This is a genomic window from Psychrobacter sp. ANT206, from assembly GCF_056880555.1.
The window spans coordinates 706784-727825 of sequence record NZ_CP096271.1; the positions used below are offsets into that span (position 1 = coordinate 706784).

Below are 21042 nucleotides of genomic sequence, written 5' to 3' on the forward strand. Positions count from 1 at the left end.
ATTCATGGTCACGGTAGTCGAAAACATAGATCCTAGGATCAAGCCTGTCCCAGCAGTTATCAAAGAGCTGGAAGAAAAATATGCTGGTAAGTTCGTTGTGCAGCACACGGTTGACGACATTCCAACGGTTTGGGTGGCACGCGCTGATTTATTAGACGTTCTCTTATTCTTACGCAAATTGCCAAAACCTTATGTCATGTTATTTGACTTGTCAGCGATAGATGAGCGTCTACGTCAGCATCGTCAAGGTTTACCTGACAGTGATTTTACGGTGTTTTATCACTTGATGTCGCTTGAGCGTAATAGTGATGTCCGTATCAAAGTGGCGCTCAGTGAAGAAGATTTAAACGTCCCAAGTGCGACACAGATTTGGCCCAATGCCAACTGGTATGAGCGCGAAGTCTGGGACATGTTTGGTATTGTCTTTACTGGTCATCCGCATTTAACGCGTATTTTATTGCCAAAATACTGGGAAGGTCATCCACTGCGCAAAGAATATCATGCGCGGGCAACTGAGTTTACTCCGTATTTCTTGAATACCGCCAAACAACAATATGAGCAAGAAAACCTGCGCTTTGTCCCAGAAGAATGGGGCATGAAGCGTTCAGGTCGTGATGAAGACTTTATGTTCTTGAACATCGGTCCTAACCATCCATCGGCTCACGGTGCATTCCGTTTGGTACTACAGCTTGATGGCGAAGAAGTTGTCGATTGTATCCCTGATATTGGTTATCACCATCGCGGCGCAGAAAAGATGGCTGAGCGTCAAACGTGGCACTCATTTATTCCTTATACCGACCGTATCGACTATCTCGGCGGCGTAATGAATGAGCTACCGTATATCATGTCGGTTGAAAAGCTTGCCGGTATAACTATTCCACCGCGCGCTGAAACCATCCGCGTGATGATGAGTGAGTTTTTCCGTATTACCAACAACTTACTATTCGTCGGTACCTTTATCCAAGATGCCGGTGGTATGACGCCGGTATTCTATATGTTTACCGATCGCCAAAAAGCTTATGACGTTATCGAAGCTGTAACCGGTTACCGTATGCATCCTGCGTGGTTCCGTATCGGCGGTACAGCGCATGATTTACCGCGCGGCTGGCAGCGTTTGGTACGTGAGTTCTTAGATTGGATGCCAAAACGCTTGGATGAGTATGTTAAAGCAGCATTGCAAAACAGTGTGCTTAAAGGTCGTACTCAAGGCGTTGCCCAATATAATACCAAGCAAGCATTGGCTTGGGGTGTGACTGGCGCAGGTTTGCGTGCAACGGGTTTAGATTTTGATTTGCGTAAAGCGCGTCCATACATGGGATACGAGAATTACGATTTCGAAGTACCAGTCGGCTATAACGGCGATGCTTATGATCGCTGTATGGTCAAAGTCGAAGAGATGCGCCAGTCGCTACGTATTATCCGTCAATGTATGGATAATATGCCACAAGGTCCTTATAAGGCGGATCATCCATTGGCAGTACCGCCGCCAAAAGACCGTACGTTGAACGATATTGAAACCTTGATTAATCACTTTATCTCTGTTTCTTGGGGTCCTGTGATGCCAGCGGGTGAGTGCACAACGATTGTAGAAGCGACTAAAGGTCTAAACAGCTATTACATCACCTCGGATAAAGCGACGATGAGCTATCGCACGCGTATTCGTACGCCGACATTCGCGCATTTGCAGCAGATGCCATCAGTTATTAATGGCTCATTGGTATCCGATGCCATTATGTATTTGGCATCGATTGATATTGTGATGGCGGATTGTGACCGTTAGAGCGTCTGTGGTTATACGTTTATCATTATCGTTTATATATTAAAAGCACGACGCGTTCATTAACATATTATCGCCAAACTGGCACACCAAAACGCTGTCATTGCGCCGTGAGCGCAACCTTAACAGTGGGCTGAGTGAGGAAAGAAAAAGATTATGAAAATTGTTTCCGATAAAATGCCAAAAGTAGATGTGGCAAGTATCTTAACTGCAGAAGAAATTGCGGCTATTCATGAGTTTATGCATCATTATCCGCATCCACGAGCAGCGTCTTTAGATTCGCTAAAAATCGTGCAAAAGCGTAACGGCTGGGTTGATGATGCGCAAGTGAATGCGATTGCTAATATTTTAAATGTACCTATGACCGATATGGATGGGGTGGCAACCTTCTTTAACCGTATCTATCGTCAGCCAGTTGGTCGTCATGTCATCCTTGTTTGTGATTCGGTGGCTTGTTATTTAACAGGCTATGAAGCACTGGCAGCTGAATTAAAGTCGCAGCTGGGCATCAACTATGGTCAAACCACTGCTGATGGTCGTTTTACGCTATTGCCGATTTGCTGTTTAGGTAACTGTGACAAAGGTCCTGCGGTATTGATTGATGAAGATACCTATGGTCCTGTCCAGCCTGAAGAAGTCGCCCAATTGTTGGAGCTATACGCATGAGATTAACTGTTTCAGAGCAGATTGCTCTTCGTAATCAAGGCAAAGCGCCAAGCCAACTTAATGAACAGCGCATTCCTATCTATGGCGATAGAGCGACTGCTACCAGTGAAACCAAACCACTGACCTGGCGCTTAGCGCATCATGATGCCGTGCTTGATTTGGCTACTTATGAATCATTACGTGGTTTTGAAGCGTTAAAGATAGCGTTAAACCAATCGCCAGATGATACGTTAAATACTATTAAAGAAGCGGTGGTAAAAGGTCGCGGCGGTGCAGGTTTTCCAGCAGGTATTAAATGGTCGCTAATGGCACCGCCAGATGGCGGTCCACGCTATCTAGTCTGTAATGCTGATGAGATGGAGCCGGGTACGTTTAAAGACCGTTTGCTCATGGAGCGTTTGCCGCTTCAGCTTATTGAAGGCATGCTTATTTCTGCCTATGCGATTGGTGCAACAGCCGGTTATATCTTTATCCGTGGTGAATATATCTTAGCTGCGGAGCGTTTAACGGCAGCGATCGAAGAATTAAAAGCCAATAATCTAGTCGGCGATAATATTTTAGGCTCAGATTTTAGTTTTGATTTACATGTGCATACGGGTGCTGGTCGTTATATTTGCGGTGAAGAAACGGCATTGATTAACTGCTTAGAAGGTCGCCGTGCCAATCCGCGTACCAAACCACCATTTCCACAAGTAGCTGGTGCATGGGGTCGACCAACCGTGGTTAATAACGTTGAAACTTTACATAACGTTTCAGCGATTATCCTACATGGTAGCAAGTGGTATCAAGACCTGCCAAAAGCCAAAGGTGTAGTCGAAACCCCCGGTACGAAGCTATTTGGCTGTTCTGGTTTGGTCAATGATCCCGGTCTTTGGGAATTACCTTTTGGTTATACGGCGCGCGAAATCATCGAAGATTTCGCCGGTGGTATGCAGGAAGGTCGCACACTTAAGGCTTGGTTACCAGGCGGCGCATCAACGGATTTTTTAACCGCTGAACACTTAGATACTGTCGTTGATTTTGACACTATCCAAAAAGCGGGTAGCCGTATGGGTACGGGTCTGCTTATGGTCGTTGACGAAGAACAAGATATGGTGCCATTGGTACGTAATCTTGAGATTTTCTTTCAGCGCGAATCGTGTGGTTGGTGTACGCCATGCCGTGATGGTTTGCCGTGGGGCGTCAAAATCCTTACCGCTATCAATGATGGCGAAGGGCAGATTGGCGATGTTGAAAAGCTAGAAGGTTTAACCCGTGACTTATGGATCGGTAAAACCTTTTGCGCGCATGCCCCCGGTGCGATGGAACCACTGATGAGTGCAATTAAATATTTCCGTCCTGAGTTTGATCAAAAGATTGCACAGGCGGTTGGTGAAGATGTCATTGAGGCTGCAGCCAATCAACAGCTAGATGTGAAATAAGGAGAGCGGCATGGCAGTCATACATATTGATGGAACCACTGTCGAAGTAGATAGCGCGGACAACTTGCTACAAGCATGCTTGTCCCTCGGCATTGATGTGCCGTATTTTTGTTATCACCCAGCCCTTGGTTCAGTAGGCTCTTGCCGTCAGTGCGCGGTTAAGCAATATATGACCAAAGAAGACATGGAAGCAGGTCGCGGTCGCCTTGTGATGTCCTGTATGGTCGCCCCAGGCGATGATATGTACATCTCAGTGACTGATGATGAAGCGAAGGCGTTCCGTAAGTCGATGGTTGAGCTGTTGATGATTAACCATCCGCATGACTGCCCAACCTGTGAAGAGGGTGGACATTGTCATTTGCAGGATATGACCTATATGTCAGGTCATCATCGTCGTCGCTACCGCTTTACCAAACGCACCCATCACAATCAAGAGCTTGGTCCGTTTATCGCGCATGAGATGAATCGTTGTATCGCTTGCTATCGCTGCGTCCGTTTTTATAAAGACTATGCGGGCGGTGAAGATTTGGGTGTTTATGGCTCAAACGAGCGTGTTTATTTTGGTCGTGATAAAGATGGTCAATTCGAAAGCGAGTTCTCTGGTAACTTGACCGAAGTCTGTCCAACAGGTGTATTTACCGATAAGACGCATTCAGATCGTTATAACCGTAAGTGGGATATGCAGTATGCACCAAGCATCTGTCATGGTTGTTCGGCAGGTTGTAATATCTCTGCCGGTGAGCGTTATGGTGAATTACGCCGTATCGAAAACCGCTATAACGGTGAAGTAAATCGTTACTTCTTATGTGACCGTGGTCGTTTTGGTTATGGCTATGTCAATCGTGAAGATCGTCCAACCCAAGCGCTTGAACGTATCAATGATAAACACGTCAAAATCAATATTGACTATGCTCTTGATGAAACTATTAAGCGTATTAAAGACAAAAAAGTCATTGGTATTGGTTCGCCACGTGCCAGTTTAGAGACCAACTTTGCGCTTAAGAACCTCGTTGGTTTTGATAATTTTTCAACGGGTCTTAATCATCAGCAGCAAGCATTGGTCAATAAATGTATTGAAGTCTTGAGTACTGAGGGTATTTATAACCCAGGTATGACCGATATTGAAAGCCATGATGCGGTACTGATTTTGGGTGAAGATATCACTCAAACGTCATCACGTGTGGCACTCTCTATCCGTCAAGCGGCGAAAAATGAAGCCATAAAAATGGCGGCTGCTACCAAAACACAGTCATGGTTGGCTGAGCCAGTCAAACGTATTGCTCAAGGTGCACAAAGCCCAGTATATGTCATTGATGTAACTCAAACCAAACTTGAAGATATCAGTAAAGTTAGTGTCGTAGCGACTCCTGAAGACATCACTAAACTTGGTTTTAAAGTTGCGGATGAAATTGCTAAATTTGACGATAATTTAGCAAAAATATTCGATCCGCAAAAAGCTGAAAAAGATACTAATGCCAATATTGGCGCTGATCCTATGCAAGCGCTGGCACAGCAAATCGCTTATGACTTGATCCAAGCAGATAAGCCATTGGTTGTCTCTGGTAGCAGCTTATCGTCTATTGCCTTGATAGAAGCAGCTGCGCAAATCACTCAAGCATTAAGCCAAAAGCGTGCAGCGATCAAAGCAACTGAGCAGTATGAAGTTAAGACACATAATGCCAAAGTTGCAGCAGCTGAAGCGCAAGCACAAACAACAACGGCGCAGCAAACAGAAGACAAAGACCTGTCTGCCAAGCCAAATAAGCCTGAAACGGGCGTTAATACTGAAGCACAAGACGATGTTGAACGTCAGCCAGCAACTAAACTTGAGCTAAAAGAAGTCAATAAAAAGTATCATGCCCAAGCGGGTATCTATTTAGCAGTGACAGATGCTAATAGTATCGGTGTTTGTTTACTCGGTGGTCATTCAGTTGAAGAATTGCTGGCGACTGATTTTGATGTGGTGATAGTCGCTGAAAATCAGCTGACTGATGCTATTGATGCGAATAAATTAACACAGCTATTGACTGATAAAACCGTCATTGCGTTAGATCATCAATTACTCGATTGGCACAAAGACGTCGATATTGTATTGCCAGCAGCCACTTTTGCTGAAGCAGACGGCACGCTTATTTCTGCCGAAGGTCGTGCGCAGCGCTTCTTCCAAGTTTATGATAATGACTATTATCATCCGCTTAGTAGTATCAAAGAAGGCTGGCGCTGGTTGCATGCTGTGCACAGCAGCTTAGAAGGACGCGATGTCGATTGGACGCAGCTTGACGATGTCATCAATGCTTTGATAGCGACCCATCCTAAGCTTGCTGGTATCAAAGAAGCTGCACCCGATGCTGATTACCGGATGACGGGTCTAAAAATTGCCCGTCAGCCACGTCGTTACTCAGGTCGTACTTCTATGCGCGCGCCTGTCTCTGTACATGAACCAATGCAGCCAAAAGATTTGGATACCGGTTTAACCTTTTCAATGGAAGGCTATAGCGGCAAACAAACCCCGAGCTCTATGATTCCTTTTGCGCAATCTGCCGGTTGGAACTCACCGCAAGCTTGGAATAAATATCAAGATAAAGTCGGTGGTAGTCTCAGAAATGGTGATCCGGGCGTACGCTTGTTCGATCAGTTAGAGCGTTTAGCTACGCGCCAATATGTTGCGCCAGAAGTTAGCTCAGTAGCTACGACGGATATGCAGCAAGGGCAGGCAAAACTGGTGCCTATTTATAACATTTATGCCAGCTCAATGATGGCATCGCGTAGCCCAGTGGTAGCTGAGCAATTACCTGTCGCCTCATGGCGTATAGGGATTGATGACGCAAAAGATTGGAATATCGTGGCTGGTGATTATCTAGCGATTGAGATTGATAAACAGCAAATCACGCTGCCAGTAGAGCTTGTTGGTTATTTAGCCGAAGGTTGTATCGGTTATCCTGTCGGTCAGGTGAGCATTATTCATCCATCGATGCCAGCGTCAGTACGTAAAGTCGATGCACCTATTACGATGATGGGCGGCTTGGCTAATGACGCTATTGGCAATTCTGAAAATGGCAGTGCTTTAAATAGCTTTGAAGATAACAATAACCGCGCAGCGCCAGTAAGCACAGCGCCGACCACCACACAGGAGGTGTAATATGCAAGTAACTCGTATTATCCCTGATGTGCCAAGTTTTTTGGCAAGTATGATGACCTTTGATACTTGGTCCATACTTTTTATGGTCGTACAATCGCTGGTTATCTTTTTAGTCGTCGTCATTGTCGCGGCAATGATGATTATCTATGAGCGCCGGATGCTAGCACTCTGGCAAGACCGTTATGGTCCAAACCGTGTCGGTCCGTTCGGTTCGTTGCAATTAGTCGCCGATATGCTCAAAATCTTCTTTAAAGAAGATTGGACGCCAAATTTTACCGATAAGTTTATGTTTACTTTGGCGCCTGCGGTTGCCATGTTTACCGCTCTGGCTTCATTTGCCATTATTCCTATCTCACCAACCCTTGGCGTTGCTGATTGGGATATTGGTATTTTGTTCTTTTTTGCCATGGCTGGTATTGCAGTCTATGCAGTACTGTTCGGTGGTTGGGCATCAGCCAATAAATTCTCATTACTTGGTGGCTTACGTTCAGCCGCGCAAACCATCAGTTATGAAGTGTTCTTAGGCTTGTCGTTGATGGGCGTTGTTGCCTTGACTGGCTCATTTAACTTACGTGCGATTGTTGAAGCGCAGGCTGATGGTTGGTATATCATCCCGCAGTTCTTTGGCTTCTTAACCTTTGTCGTTGCAGGTGTTGCGGTCACGCATAGACATCCATTTGACCAACCAGAAGCTGAGCAAGAGCTTGCTGAAGGGTATCACGTTGAATATTCCGGCATGAAGTTCGGTATGTTCTTTATTGGCGAATACGTCAATGTTGTATTGATTTCTGCTCTAATGACCTGCTTATTCTTTGGTGGTTGGTTGGCACCTTTTAATTTAGATATTCCGTTTATTCCACCAGCTTTTTGGTTCATGATTAAGACGCTTTTCTTTATGACTATGTTTGTTTTGGCTCGAGGCTCACTGATGCGTCCGCGCTATGATCAGGTGATGAACTTTGGCTGGAAAGTCTGCCTGCCCGTAACCTTGATTAATCTATTGGTTACTGCTGCAGTCATTTTGATTTTTTCCCCAATGTTGTAATCATCACTAGCCATCACTGATGAACTAGGGTAAAGCTGAGAAGGATAATAATCCCATGTTTACTACGATAAAAAAGACCGTCATTGGACTATTTACCATTGTCCGCAGCATGTGGATGGTCAATAGTCATGCGCTCAGACCACGCGACACCATTCTTTATCCTGAGGTGCCAGTACCAGTGCCGCCACGTTTTCGTGGACGTATTATCTTGTCGCGTGACCCTGACGGCGATGAGCGCTGCGTTGCTTGTAACTTGTGCGCTGTGGCATGTCCAGTTGGTTGTATCTCCCTGCAAAAAGCGGAACGTGAAGATGGACGCTGGTATCCAGAGTTCTTCCGTATTAACTTTTCACGTTGTATTTTTTGTGGCTTGTGTGAAGAAGCTTGTCCTACAACAGCTATTCAGATGACTCCTGATTTTGAGATGGGCGAATACGTCCGTCAAGACTTGGTCTACGAAAAAGAGCATTTGCTGATTTCAGGACCGGGTAAATATCCCGATTATAACTATTATCGCGTGACGGGTATGGCGGTAGCAGATAAACCAAAAGGCGCGGCGCAAAATGAAGCGGCACCGATTGATCTAAGGAGCTTGCTACCATGATGAATATTTTAAATAATCCTGAATTGGCAGGGTTTTACTCATTAGCAGCGGTAGCAATATTTGCCAGTTTGCGCGTGGTAACTCAAGCCAATCCAGTGCATGCTATTTTATCGATGATTGTGTCATTGCTGGCAATCGCTGGCATATTTTTTGTGATAGGTGCCCCGTTTGCTGGCGCACTTGAAATTGTCGTTTACGCGGGTGCCATTATGGTGCTGTTCGTCTTCGTGATTATGATGCTGAATTTAGGCATGCGTAATGATGAGCGAGAAGAGCGTTGGCTTGATGCCGGCACTTGGGCGATACCGACGGGCTTGACGATTATTATCGCAGTTGTGCTGTATGCAATGATTGGTCTTAATCATAACGAAGCAGCTCCGATTGGCGGTACTACGATTTCAGCCAAAGCAGTGGGTACGGTGTTATTTACCAAATATATTATGTTGATAGAAGTAGCAGCATTGCTACTACTCGCGGCCTTAGTTGCAGCTTATCATTTAGGTAAAGAAGCTATCGATGATGAGATTATCGGTAATGATAGCCTAGTAGCCAATCCAAATATCGGTAGTATTGAGCTGTACGAAAATGACAGCATGCACACCAATAACGATGTAGTAAAGATGGCAAAACCATACGAATATAAAGATATCGACCCGCATGACTATGTGGGCATGAAGGTCGGTATGAAAGCAGGTACGCAGAACGGTATGAAGAAAGTCACGCGCAAGGAGTCAGACTGATGGTACTAGCAGCAAGCGTGGCACAAGATATTACCAATGTGCCGTTTGCCCATGAAGTAGCAGGCTTAGTGCAGCCAGTTGCTGAGGCGCAAAATGTACTGGGTCTGATACCCATGAGCCATGGACTAATCTTGGCAGGTATTTTATTTGCGATTGGTCTGTGCGGTGTTATGGTACGGCGTAATTTTCTATTTATGCTAATGAGCCTTGAGATCATGATGAATGCGGCGGCACTAGCATTTGTGGTAGCAGGTAGTCGTTGGGTCGATCCAGATGGACAGATTATGTTTATCTTTATCTTGACCTTAGCAGCAGCAGAGGCCGCTATTGGTTTAGCAATATTATTGCGTTTTTATCATCAGCGTGGGCATCTTGATGTCGACAGCGCCAATGAGATGAAAGGATGATGTCATGAGTTTATTACCATTAACCTTTATATTCCCGCTCGTTGGCTTTTTGATTCTAGCCTTTATGCGCGATAAATTAAGCCAGCAGGTGGCAGCGATTGTTGGTGTCGGTAGTATGCTGCTATCAGCGCTATGTACGCTGATCGTCAGCTATACCTTTTTAACGACGTATCCAGCTGGAACTGTTGTAGAGATTCCACTCTGGACATGGTTCCAAGTCGGTGATTTTGCGCCAAATTTTGGCTTAAGCTTTGATGGGTTAGCATTGACGATGACGGGTGTCATTACCGGTATCGGCTTTTTGATTCATCTGTTTGCCGCATGGTATATGAAAGGTGAAACAGGCTTTGCGCGCTTCTTTAGCTATATGAACTTATTCGTCGCTAGCATGTTATTGCTGGTATTGGCGGATAACTTGTTCTTGCTATATCTTGGCTGGGAAGGCGTCGGTATCTGTTCTTACTTGCTGATTGGTTTTTACTACCATGACCGTGCGAATGGTCGTGCGGCGATAAAAGCCTTTACCGTGACCCGTGTTGGTGATGTATTCTTAGCATTTGGTTTGTTTTTATTATTCCGCGAATTTGGTACGCTTAATATTCAAGAGATTATTACCCGTGCCCCGGAAGTATTTGATATCAATAATCCAACCATGATTCTAACTACCATGATGTTGGTTGGTGGGGCGATGGGTAAATCAGCGCAGCTACCATTACATACATGGCTGGCTGATGCAATGGCAGGTCCAACGCCAGTATCGGCATTGATTCACGCAGCGACGATGGTTACCGCTGGTGTTTATCTGATTGCGCGTTTACATCCGTTATTTATATTAACACCTGGCGTACTATTGTACTGGGTTGGGGCAGTGGGCGCATTAACGCTGGTTATTGCAGGATTCTGTGCGTTGGCACAAACGGACATCAAGCGTATCCTTGCTTATTCGACCATGAGCCAAATTGGCTATATGTTCTTAGCACTCGGCGTTGGAGCATGGCAAGGTGCTATCTTCCATTTGATGACCCATGCTTTCTTTAAAGCGTTGTTATTCTTGTCATCAGGTGCGGTCATTCTTGCGGTACATCATGAGCAAAACATCTTTAAGATGGGCGGCTTACGTAAAAAGATTCCGTTAGTATTTTGGTGCTATATCGTCGGTGGCGGTGCACTTGCCGCGATACCTTGGGTCACCGTTGGTTTTTATTCTAAAGAAGCCATTCTGTGGGAAAGTTATGCAACCGGTCATATGGTTTTATTCTATATGGGCGTATTCGGTGCTTTCTTAACCGCGATTTATACCTTCCGTATGATTTGGATTATCTTCTTTGGTGAAGAGAAAACGCATGCACATAAATTATCTGGTGTGTCATATTGGCTGCCGCTTAGTGTGTTGCTCGTATTATCTACGGCAGTGGGTGCATTTATTACCCCGCCATTGCAAGGCGTATTGCCAGAAAGTGTTGGGCACTTATTAGAAGTGGCTGGTCAAGCGCATGGTAAGCATACGGCTGAGTTTATTGCCATGGGTGCGATGGCAGCAGGCTTGGTATTAGCGGTGCTATTATATGTCGTTAATAAAGGTCGACTGCTGACCAGCTTTAAGCGCACGCGTATCGGTGGGGCGCTATATCATTGGTGCTATCACGGTATGGGCTTTGACGCGCTATACGATATAGTTTTTGTAAAACCCTTTTTGTTCATCGGCCGCTTATTTAAAGCCGACCCTATCGATAAAACGTGGCTGTTATTACCTAAGCTGGCATCAGCAGGTAATAAGGTATTGTCTGCGACGCAAACAGGGTCACTTCGAGGTTATGCTGCAAGCTTTGGCTTGGGTATGGCTGTATTACTCGTGCTGGTAATGATGACGGTGGTATAAGATGATTGAGTTACAACAAACGTGGATGCTACCAGCATTAATCGCCATTCCTTTTATTGCAGGATTGCTATGCTGGCTAGTTGAACGCTTTAATAAACGCTTGCCGCGCTGGATTGCTTTGCTTGGTATGACGTTGACCTTTGCTTTGTCATTGGTACTTTGGCAGCAGGGTGACTTTAGTGGCATGAGTCAGCAAGTCATTGCACCAGACGCAAATGTGCCTTGGGTCGCTGAATTTAGTGTGCCTTGGATACCGAGTTTTGGTATCAGCTTTCATTTGGCGTTAGATGGTTTATCGCTAATGATGGTTGCATTAACAGGTCTGCTTGGTGTTGCCGCAGTTGCTTGTTCGTGGAATGAGATTCAGCGACGTGTTGGTTTCTTCCATTTGAACTTGCTGTGGAGTTTGGGCGGCGTCATCGGTGTTTTCTTAGCCATTGATATGTTCTTATTCTTCTTCTTTTGGGAGATGATGCTGGTTCCAATCTACTTCTTGATCGCGATTTGGGGTCATGACGTCGTTGGTAAAACCAAAGAATACGCAGCAACTAAGTTCTTTATTTATACCCAAGCGTCTGGTCTTATCATGCTGGTCGGTATTTTGATATTGGTCATTATCAGCTACGCCCAAAAAGGCGTGGTCAGCTTTAACTATAATGATTTACTCGGTACGTCACTTGGCGGCTGGGAATATCCGATCATGCTGTGCTTCTTTATTGGCTTTGCCGTTAAGTTGCCGATTATCCCGTTCCACGGCTGGTTGCCAGATGCGCATGCGCAAGCACCAACGGCAGGTTCGGTGGATTTGGCAGGGGTTTTGATTAAGACGGCTGCTTATGGTTTGATTCGTTTTGTCCTGCCATTGTTCCCAGCTGCATCACAAGATTTTGCTCCGATTGCTATGACCTTGGGTACGATTGGTATCTTCTATGGCGCATGGCTTGCCTTTATGCAAACCGATATGAAGCGTCTGCTTGCTTATACCAGTATCTCGCATATGGGCTTTGTAGTTTTGGCAATTTATGCCGGAACATTACTTAGCTTACAAGGTTTAATGATTCAAATGCTGGCACATGGTCTAAGCTCCGCAGCGCTGTTTATTATGGCAGGGCAGTTATATGAGCGCTTACATACGCGCGATTTGACCCTGATGGGCGGTATGTGGGGTCAGTTCCGTTATTACGCGCCGATACTGATGTTCTTCTGTGCGGCCTTACTTGGTATTCCGGGTACGGGTAACTTTATCGGTGAATTCTTGATCTTGTTTGGTGCCTTTGCTCAGTATCCTGTGTTTGTAGTCTTAGCAACCTTTAGCTTAGTATTGGCAGGTTTATACTCACTCATATTAATTCATAAAGCGCTATTTGGTATCAACAACATTAAAGAAGTGGCATTAAAAGAAACCAAATCGCATGGTCTGCCGACGCGTCCGTTAAAAGATTTGGGTAAGCGTGAGCTATCGTTACTATTGATGCTTGCTGCAGGCTTGGTCTGGCTCGGACTGTATCCACAGCCGTTCCTTGATACCTCAAGTCATGCGATGCAATGGATTAATAACGCTTATATATATAGTCAAGTAACCCAAGTAGATGCTTCGCAGCTGCTTGATGCAATGGAGGCACGTTAAGTCATGAACGATTTTACGATGAATGATTTGATGGGGCTATTGCCTTATGCACCAATCATTGCGGTAGTGATTACGGTATTGGCGGTGATGATTGCCATCACTATAAAGCGCTCACATATGGTGACGGGTACAATTTCGGTCATCGGTCTCAATATTGGTCTGTTTATCTTGCTTGGGCAAATGGCAGGTATAGTCGATAGTGGAACGCTTGTGCCAGCGGCTGAGCAGTTGTTTGTAATTGATAATTTTGCTCAGTTTAATATGGTGATTATTTTTATCTGTGCATTGGCTTGTTGTACGTTGTCTTATGCGTATTTAGCAAACCTCAACGATAATAAAGAAGAGCTGTATTTGCTCATGTTGCTATCGACGATTGGTGCACTGCTTATGGTTTGCGCCCAGCATTTGGCATCATTCTTTATGAGCCTTGAGATGCTATCGATACCGCTATATGGCATGCTGTCCTATACCTATATGCGCACCCGCTCGCTTGAGTCAGGGCTGAAATACTTAGTGCTATCAGCGACTGCATCAGCAACGCTGCTGATGGGTATGGCATTTATCTATGCAGAAGTTGGCTCACTGGCATTTAAGCCTATTAGCTTAACATTGACAGATACGTTTGAATCGCCGCTGTTAATCTTAGGGGCAGCGATGATGATGTTTGGTATCGCCTTTAAACTTTCTGCCGCGCCCTTTCATATCTGGACACCTGATGTCTATGAAGGCGCCCCTGCACCTATCGCGACTTATCTGGCCTCGGTATCAAAAGTAGCGATGATGGCATTGGCAGTACGATTTTTAATTGATACCTCATTATTGGCATTGCCATCGGTACAGATGCTGCTTATGGTCATGGCAACTTTATCTATTTTGCTAGGTAACTTACTGGCAGTACGCCAAACCAGTCTCAAACGTTTACTTGGTTATTCATCGATTGCCCATATGGGCTATGTGCTAATCGTAATCGTGAGCATTGGTTCTGCTGCTGATAGTATCTCTAGCATGTATATGGCGATTTATGCCTTTACCTCTATTGGTGCCTTTGGTGTCGTGACCTTGATGTCTAGCCCTTATCGCTTATCTGGTGAAGCCGATCAATTGATTCATTATCAAGGATTGTTCTGGAGACGTCCGGTATTGACTGGTGTTATGACTATCATGATGCTATCTCTAGCGGGCATTCCATTAACCGCAGGCTTTATCACGAAGCTGTTTGCGATTCTTGCTGCAGTACAAGGGACCAATTGGTTCTTGGCAGCGATGATTATCCTCGGTAGTGCGATTGGCTTGTTCTATTACTTGCGCGTCTTGCTCACACTATTTAAGCGTCCAAAACAGTTTATTGAATTTGACGTCTCAAAACAGTGGGGTCTACGTACTGGTGGTATCATGGTCATTGCAGTCACGGCGATCATCTTGTTCTTTGGCGTATTACCAAACAGTATGATTGAATGGGCAAGTTTGGCACGTATTTGGTAAGCCTAAAAAGTAAAAAGCTGAAATAAGTAGTGCTATATCCATACTACTGCTTATTGATTGTTACGGTTCGAAAAACAAGATGCGCCCGCTTTGTGATAAGCTTGGCGCATCTTTTTTTATGTTGTTTAAATTTTATAAAAATAAATGTTAATAAAATATAAGTGATTTATGACTATGAGCGACAATATTCAAACCGTAACAGTGCTAAGCAAAACCACTTGGACGCCAAATTTATTTAGCTTTACTGTCAGCCGTCCGGATAGCTTTAAATTTACGGCTGGGCAATTTGTACGTTTGGGTGTTAATCCCAGTCATTTAAACTACTATAAGCAGCAAGGCGAAGCAGGCAATGATGTCGCTAATGAAGCACTAAACGAAGATATTTTTCGCGCTTATTCAATTGTTTCGTCTCCCTTTGATGAGGTATTAGAGTTTTTCTCTATTGTCATTCCTAATGGTGCATTTACCTCGCAGTTGCAACACTTAGAAGTAGGCGATGAGCTGCTGCTTAATACAATGCCATTTGGCTTTTTAACATTGGCGCGTTATCAAAAGCCATTACCAAAAGATTTATGGCTGCTGGCTACGGGCACTGGTCTTGCGCCTTTCTTATCGATGCTGCAAGATTTAAAGACTTGGGAAGATTACGAGCATATTATCCTCGCATATAGCGCGCGCTCGATAGAAGAGTTGGCGTACGTTGATAAGATAAAAAGTCTGCAAGAAGACTTTGGCTCCTTGGTTGATAATCCTGCAAAATTAATCTTTATACCAGTTGTTACTCGTGAGCCTATCGAAGGTGCACTGACAGAGCGCCTGCCAAAATTGCTACTAGATGGAACGCTACAAGAGCGCGCAGGCATTGCTTTAGATGTCGATAGCACGCACGTTATGCTCTGCGGCAACCCAGATATGGTAGAAGATACCAAAGAGACGTTAAAGAGCTTAGAACTGGTGATGAATCGCCGCGGAGAAGGCAATATTGCGGTAGAAAACTACTGGTAAAACTGTTATTTCTTATCATCTAATCTAAAGCTTTTAGCAAAAGAAAAATGCTGTATCTTGAAGACTCTCGTCTGGCAAGATACAGCATTTTTTATAATAATTGACAGTTATAAGATAGCAAAGTAATAAGAGCTGATAGCGTAGGATATTCTAAACTTGGCTCGCCACATTTGCTACATTTTCTGTATCTAGTGGATGGACAGGACCTTGTACTTGTACTGGCTCGTCTTTTTCGCTGATAATATCTTCGTTGCTATTTGAGGATAATAAATCGCGATAATTAATCTGCGCTTTCAAAATCAATTGTTCTTCTTCAAGCTCACCATAGTTAACTTGTGCCTTATGTAACATGCCGATAATTTTCTTATTACTCTTCAGCCAACGATTAATATCAATATAGATAATCTCGTTTTTGGCGCGTGCAATATCGATATAAGATAGGATAAAACCCAACGGGTCTTTTTTCAGGATACGGTGGTAAAACCAAATAAATAGTTTGATACCTTGACGCTTCAGAAAGGACTCACAGCGCAAATTTAGGATATCGGTATAGGTCAGTTGCCCAAAGACAAAGCGCTGTACATTGCGATCGAGCTGAGCATGTACCAGACGAAAGTTACTCGCGACCTCTGCATAAATGCCACCTGCATCGACCGTGCAGTATAAGCGAAACCAATCTTCGTGTATCTCAACACGCAGCTCTAAGATGGCTTTGACATTATCCGTGACATAGGTTTTTAGCGCATCATTGACGTAGGCTTGTGTTAGCGGTAGCGCCAGCTCATCTTCTAGCTTATCGGTTGTACGGTTGTATAAGTCTTTAATAGATTGGGTCAGGCGATCCCAACCATCGCTGAATGATTCATCAAAGCGGTAGCCGAGATTCTCGAAAAAGTCATCAAAGTTGTCTGAATGATCGACATTGTCACTCATGTTATTAAAGCTACTCAAACTTATTATCCTTATCATTATAAAAGCGTGACCGATACCAAACAGTATATATCAAAAACGAGGCGGGCAAAATGAACGTCTATTACTCATCAGCATACCTTTATTTTCTATATCAAATGCGATGAGTACAAGTTAGAGCATACCTCTCACTGTAAGCAATGATAAATTGTTGAGAAGCTACTGTGAATTTACGGTATACGGTTGTGCTAGCGAGACAATTCTATGTCATGTTATGATGGCGCCGGCATGGGCAATAGATATGGATATTACCACGTTTATTGATGACCGCCTTTATATTCATAAGCTGAGACTGACTGCGGTGTATATTAAAGACTCACAAAGCTACCATTTTTCAGCGCAAGCACCAAAACGTGATATCAGCTTGCCGATGGCGATTGTTATTGCCATTAGCGTGCATGCGTTGATTATTTTCGGTATCAGTTTTTCGATGGGGCAAGATCCTGCCGGATTGATGCAAGACGTTGCTAAAGCCCTAACGGATAATATGCAGCCAAATGAAGGTGCGCAATTTATTGCCAATGCCTCGCAACAAGGCGGCGGTACGGTAAAAGAGCAATTGCGTCAAGAGACCGACCAAAGCAGCCCGTTATCGGCTGAGCAAATGAGTGAGACGCAAGACGTGATTCGCTTGCAGCGGCAAGTACGCCAGCAGCATTATCAAGAAAGCTACTTACGCACCACACTAAGCTGGCGTCATGCAAGCGTAGAGTCTGACAATGATAGTAAGCAAGCGCAAGACGATATGAGGGTGCAAGAAGAGCGCCTACGTAAGCAGATTGCTACCTTGGAGGCTCAGCTATCCCAGCGTCAGCAGACTTATGCCACCAAATCAAAAGTAGTGACCATGGACAGTAATTCAACGACCCATGGTGCAGCAGCAGATTATATCAATACCTTTCGTGAGCATGTTGAGCGCGTTGGCAACCTTCAATATCCTGCTCAAGCACGAGCGCAAAATATTACGGGTGAAGTACGTTTAATGGTAATTATTGCTAACGACGGTAATATCAAAGCCATCCGTTTGCTTGAGAGTTCAAATTCAACTATCTTAGATGAAGCGGCAAAACAATCAGTCAGGCAAGCCGCGCCATTTGGTAAATTTACCGCAGATATGAAAGACATTGTTGAGTTGCGTCTGATACGTACCTATCGTTATAGTGATACGGTAGAGGTGACGTACTAGAAGAGTTAACAGCAGTCCTGCATTTTCAACGTATTAACTAAAACAGTAAATGGATAACACCCAGATATAGAGTAAAGAGTTTATATGGAATTTTTAGGTTTTACCCTTGATGTTGCCACTTTAACCAATAACGCTTTGAGTATTGCTGCCAAAGTGGCATTAGCGCTGCTAATATTTATGATAGGGCGCTGGCTTGCCAAAAAAGCCGTCACATTTGCTCACGGTATGATGTTGCGTAGTCGTTTAGATGAGACGGTCGCTAGCTTTTTAGGTCGCTTAATTTACGGTGTGCTATTGGTTGTGGTCGTTTTGGCTGCCTTGAGTAAAGTTGGCGTGCAGACCACTTCAGTCGTGGCTATCTTGGGCGGTGCAGCGGTTGCGATTGGTTTATCACTGAAAGATCAGCTGTCTAATTTTGCAGCGGGCATTATGATTGTCACCTTTCGCCCCTTTGTGCGCGGCGATTATGTGCAAATAAGCAGCTATACTGGCACTGTGACAGAGATTACCTTGGTCAATACGCATCTAACGACGATTAACAATCATGATGTCATCATTCCTAATAGCGATATCACCACTTCAGCGGTTGTTAATTATACCGCACTGCCCAATCGCCGTGTCGATATCACTGTTGGTATTGGCTATGATGCTGATATCAAAACAGCCAAAGATGTTATGCTAAATTTGGCAATCAGTAATCCTAAGGCGTTTATTGATCCTGCACCGGTTATCCGCGTCACCAACTTGGGCGATAACTCCGTTGATTTAACTTTAAACGTTTGGACGACTAATGACGACTGGTGGTCAATGCAGTGCGATCTATTGGAACAGTTTAAATACGCGCTGGATGATAATAAAATTGATATTCCGTTCCCGCAGCGTAATGTCCATGTTAAAGGGCTTGACCAGATGATTAATCAGATGGACCAAGCACAAAAACTACTAACGAAAAAAGACTAGTTATAAGGGTTTGGGATATTGAGCCCTGCCAAAATTTCAATCTCAAAGCGCTCCATCTCATCTTGCTCGGCTTGGCCGAGCTCATGATCGAAACCGAGCAAATGCAGTATGCCATGAATTAATAAGTGGCTAATATGCTGCCTAGCCTCTTTGTTTTGCTCTGCTGCTTCACGTATCATCACCGCATGGCAAATGATTAGCTCTCCAAGCGGTAGCGTTGGCATCAGTCCAATAATGGCTGCTGGCAGGTCGCTTGGATAAGAGAGGATATTGGTTGCATAATCCTTTTGACGGGCTTCTAAATTCAGCTCGCGACCTTCATCTTCGTCCGTAATATAAATATCCAGCGCCTTAATCTTCTCTTGCCACTGCTCAGCATCGATATCGTCAAAGTATGGCAGTATCAGACCGTTTTTTACCTGCTCGTTTACATAGTCAAGCGTTGCCATCATCACAGACAGCAGCTGCTCACGATGATAAAAGTTATCTAAAACTTCGTCATCAATATTGTCACTGGCACTGATATCAAGCGCGTCTAAGCTATTGTTCTCATTAGAATTATCATCAATATTGTTGCTAGCATCACTATTGCTGTCTTGGCTCATGCCCTAATCCTTTTATTTTCTATAGTCAGTGAAAAGTAATATCGACACATTATGTACTGCTGGTATCAACTTTTCTTGCTTGCTGTGCCCATGCAGACAGAGGCTGCAAAAAATTTATACCAGCAGTACCGTAGCGGTTTTAGAGTATTTTGACTATATGTCAATTTACAAAGTACTTAATAGTAAAAAACCGGATATAAAATCCGGTTTCCTTCCAATATACGCCTATCAAGATAGATTAGAGTTTGGCTGCTGCATCAGCAACTATCTGTTTGCGATCTTGCTCTTTAAGACGTTCAAACTTGCGCTTTTCCTGCAAAGCAAACTGCTCGTCATCATAGACATCATAAGCTTCAACGATTTTCTGTACCAATTGATGGCGTACGACGTCTTTTGAATCAAACTTAGTGATATGAATCTCTTCAATACCACTTAAGATTTCCATCGCTTGTGCCAAGCCGGACTTGCTGCCACGTGGCAAATCTACCTGTGTGATGTCACCGGTAATGACCGCGCGCGAACCAAAACCTAATCGCGTCAAAAACATCTTCATCTGCTCAGGCGTGGTATTTTGTGCTTCATCCAAGATCACAAATGAGTTATTTAAAGTACGACCACGCATATAGGCAAGCGGGGCAATTTCAATGATTTGCTTTTCAATCATCTTACCGACTTTCTCAAACCCAATCATCTCATATAGCGCATCGTATAAAGGACGCAAGTATGGATCGATTTTTTGCGTCAAATCACCCGGCAAAAAGCCCAGTTTTTCGCCAGCTTCTACCGCAGGACGTACGAGCAAAATTCGTTCAATCTCATTGCGCTCAATCATATCAACTGCACAAGCAACCGCGAGATAGGTTTTACCAGTACCGGCAGGTCCAATCCCAAACGACACATCAGACGATAAAATATCTCTGACATAACGCTGCTGATTGCCACCGCGTGGAATGATTTTGCCATTACGGGTACGCAAGCTGATAGGCGTAAATTCACTTGGGGCGTCTAAGTCTTCCTCATTATCCTCTAGCTGTGCTGCATCTTCTTCAATATCTTCATCGCGCGCGAGGCTTGATTGAATGATGAGATGCAATTCTTCGGCGCTGATGTCTTTGGTGTTTTGTGCTTCATCGACCATTTTATAAATAATACGTTCGCCGCGCTCGACACCCAATATATCGCCACTTAGACAGAAGTCGCCTTGGCGTTGGCTGATTTTAATATCGAGGCGTTGTTGAATGTATTTCATGTGATTGTTGTATTCACCAAGCACGGTTTTGAGCTGTGCTGGGGTCAAGGATTCAAATTTTATACGGCGGCTCATGGAGTCAGTCAAGCGATTATCCTTGTGTTGGTTGCCCGCTGCTATGATTATTGCTTCTATGCTGCATAGTCAGACGAACTTCAGAGATAAAATAGTTAGTCGTGCTTTATATACTTTGGTTTATAGCTTTTAGCGTACGGCTTTTAGATAATAGAAAATGACGGCAAAGTAGCTGTTAGTTTAATGAATAGTAAGTTTGATGAATA

17 protein-coding genes are annotated in these 21042 nt (G+C 44.3%); 14 read left to right on the top strand and 3 right to left on the bottom strand.

Translation table 11 applies throughout. The features are described 5' to 3' along the window. Positions 1–4 precede the first annotated feature (4 nt). The 12 genes from nuoC (at position 5) to M0221_RS03120 (ending at position 15792) form a co-directional block, all read left to right on the top strand. Positions 5–1780, top strand: coding sequence for an NADH-quinone oxidoreductase subunit C/D (nuoC, locus tag M0221_RS03065; RefSeq protein WP_483284310.1), 1776 nt, complete (start codon positions 5–7; stop codon positions 1778–1780). Positions 1781–1933: 153 nt separating this feature from the next. Continuing rightward, entirely contained in the window at positions 1934–2443 is a 510-nt protein-coding gene (nuoE, locus tag M0221_RS03070; protein WP_011512927.1) for an NADH-quinone oxidoreductase subunit NuoE, read from the top strand. Beyond that, on the top strand, positions 2440–3864 hold the full coding sequence (gene nuoF / locus M0221_RS03075) for an NADH-quinone oxidoreductase subunit NuoF (RefSeq protein WP_011512928.1): 1425 nt from the start codon (positions 2440–2442) through the stop codon (positions 3862–3864). Before nuoE ends, nuoF begins: the two co-directional genes overlap by 4 nt. Before the next feature lie 10 nt (positions 3865–3874). Then, positions 3875–7003, top strand: a complete 3129-nt coding sequence (gene nuoG / locus M0221_RS03080; RefSeq protein ID WP_483284311.1) for an NADH-quinone oxidoreductase subunit NuoG — start codon at positions 3875–3877, stop codon at positions 7001–7003. Between the two features lie 49 nt (positions 7004–7052). Then, positions 7053–8048, top strand: coding sequence for an NADH-quinone oxidoreductase subunit NuoH (gene nuoH, locus M0221_RS03085; protein ID WP_483284743.1), 996 nt, complete (start codon positions 7053–7055; stop codon positions 8046–8048). 55 nt (positions 8049–8103) lie between these two features. Beyond that, positions 8104–8652: an NADH-quinone oxidoreductase subunit NuoI gene (gene nuoI / locus M0221_RS03090; RefSeq protein ID WP_011512931.1), complete on the top strand. Its 549-nt coding sequence runs from the start codon at positions 8104–8106 to the stop codon at positions 8650–8652. Then, a complete protein-coding gene (gene nuoJ, locus M0221_RS03095) occupies positions 8649–9392 on the top strand; it encodes an NADH-quinone oxidoreductase subunit J (protein ID WP_483284312.1) in 744 nt (247 codons plus the stop codon). The genes nuoI and nuoJ overlap by 4 nt, the downstream gene beginning before the upstream one ends. 98 nt (positions 9393–9490) lie before the next feature. After that, positions 9491–9799, top strand: a complete 309-nt coding sequence (gene nuoK / locus M0221_RS03100) for an NADH-quinone oxidoreductase subunit NuoK (RefSeq protein ID WP_041753378.1) — start codon at positions 9491–9493, stop codon at positions 9797–9799. 4 nt (positions 9800–9803) lie between these two features. Continuing rightward, entirely contained in the window at positions 9804–11678 is a 1875-nt protein-coding gene (nuoL, locus tag M0221_RS03105; RefSeq protein ID WP_483284313.1) for an NADH-quinone oxidoreductase subunit L, read from the top strand. Position 11679: 1 nt separating this feature from the next. Next, complete coding sequence (gene nuoM, locus M0221_RS03110; RefSeq protein ID WP_483284314.1) at positions 11680–13305, top strand: NADH-quinone oxidoreductase subunit M; 1626 nt, start codon at positions 11680–11682, stop codon at positions 13303–13305. 3 nt (positions 13306–13308) lie between these two features. Beyond that, complete coding sequence (locus M0221_RS03115) at positions 13309–14787, top strand: NADH-quinone oxidoreductase subunit N (RefSeq protein ID WP_483284315.1); 1479 nt, start codon at positions 13309–13311, stop codon at positions 14785–14787. Between the two features lie 174 nt (positions 14788–14961). Further along, positions 14962–15792, top strand: coding sequence for a ferredoxin--NADP reductase (locus tag M0221_RS03120; protein WP_483284316.1), 831 nt, complete (start codon positions 14962–14964; stop codon positions 15790–15792). A 150-nt stretch (positions 15793–15942) separates the two neighbouring features. Here the strand turns inward: M0221_RS03120 and M0221_RS03125 are convergent, their stop codons facing one another. Beyond that, a complete protein-coding gene (locus M0221_RS03125) occupies positions 15943–16761 on the bottom strand; it encodes a hypothetical protein (protein ID WP_149493038.1) in 819 nt (272 codons plus the stop codon). A 214-nt stretch (positions 16762–16975) separates the two neighbouring features. Here M0221_RS03125 and M0221_RS03130 point away from each other — a divergent pair, with 214 nt between their 5' ends. After that, positions 16976–17947, top strand: a complete 972-nt coding sequence (locus M0221_RS03130; protein WP_483284317.1) for an energy transducer TonB — start codon at positions 16976–16978, stop codon at positions 17945–17947. An 84-nt stretch (positions 17948–18031) separates the two neighbouring features. Beyond that, positions 18032–18907, top strand: coding sequence for a mechanosensitive ion channel family protein (locus M0221_RS03135; protein WP_483284318.1), 876 nt, complete (start codon positions 18032–18034; stop codon positions 18905–18907). Here the strand turns inward: M0221_RS03135 and ybeY are convergent. Further along, positions 18904–19512 (bottom strand): rRNA maturation RNase YbeY, encoded by a 609-nt coding sequence (gene ybeY, locus M0221_RS03140; RefSeq protein WP_483284319.1) that lies wholly within the window; start codon positions 19510–19512, stop codon positions 18904–18906. The genes M0221_RS03135 and ybeY overlap by 4 nt on opposite strands. 238 nt (positions 19513–19750) lie before the next feature. Beyond that, the gene (locus M0221_RS03145) at positions 19751–20836 is read right to left on the bottom strand and encodes a PhoH family protein (RefSeq protein ID WP_483284744.1); all 1086 of its coding nucleotides are present in this window, start codon (positions 20834–20836) and stop codon (positions 19751–19753) included. Positions 20837–21042 lie beyond the last annotated feature (206 nt).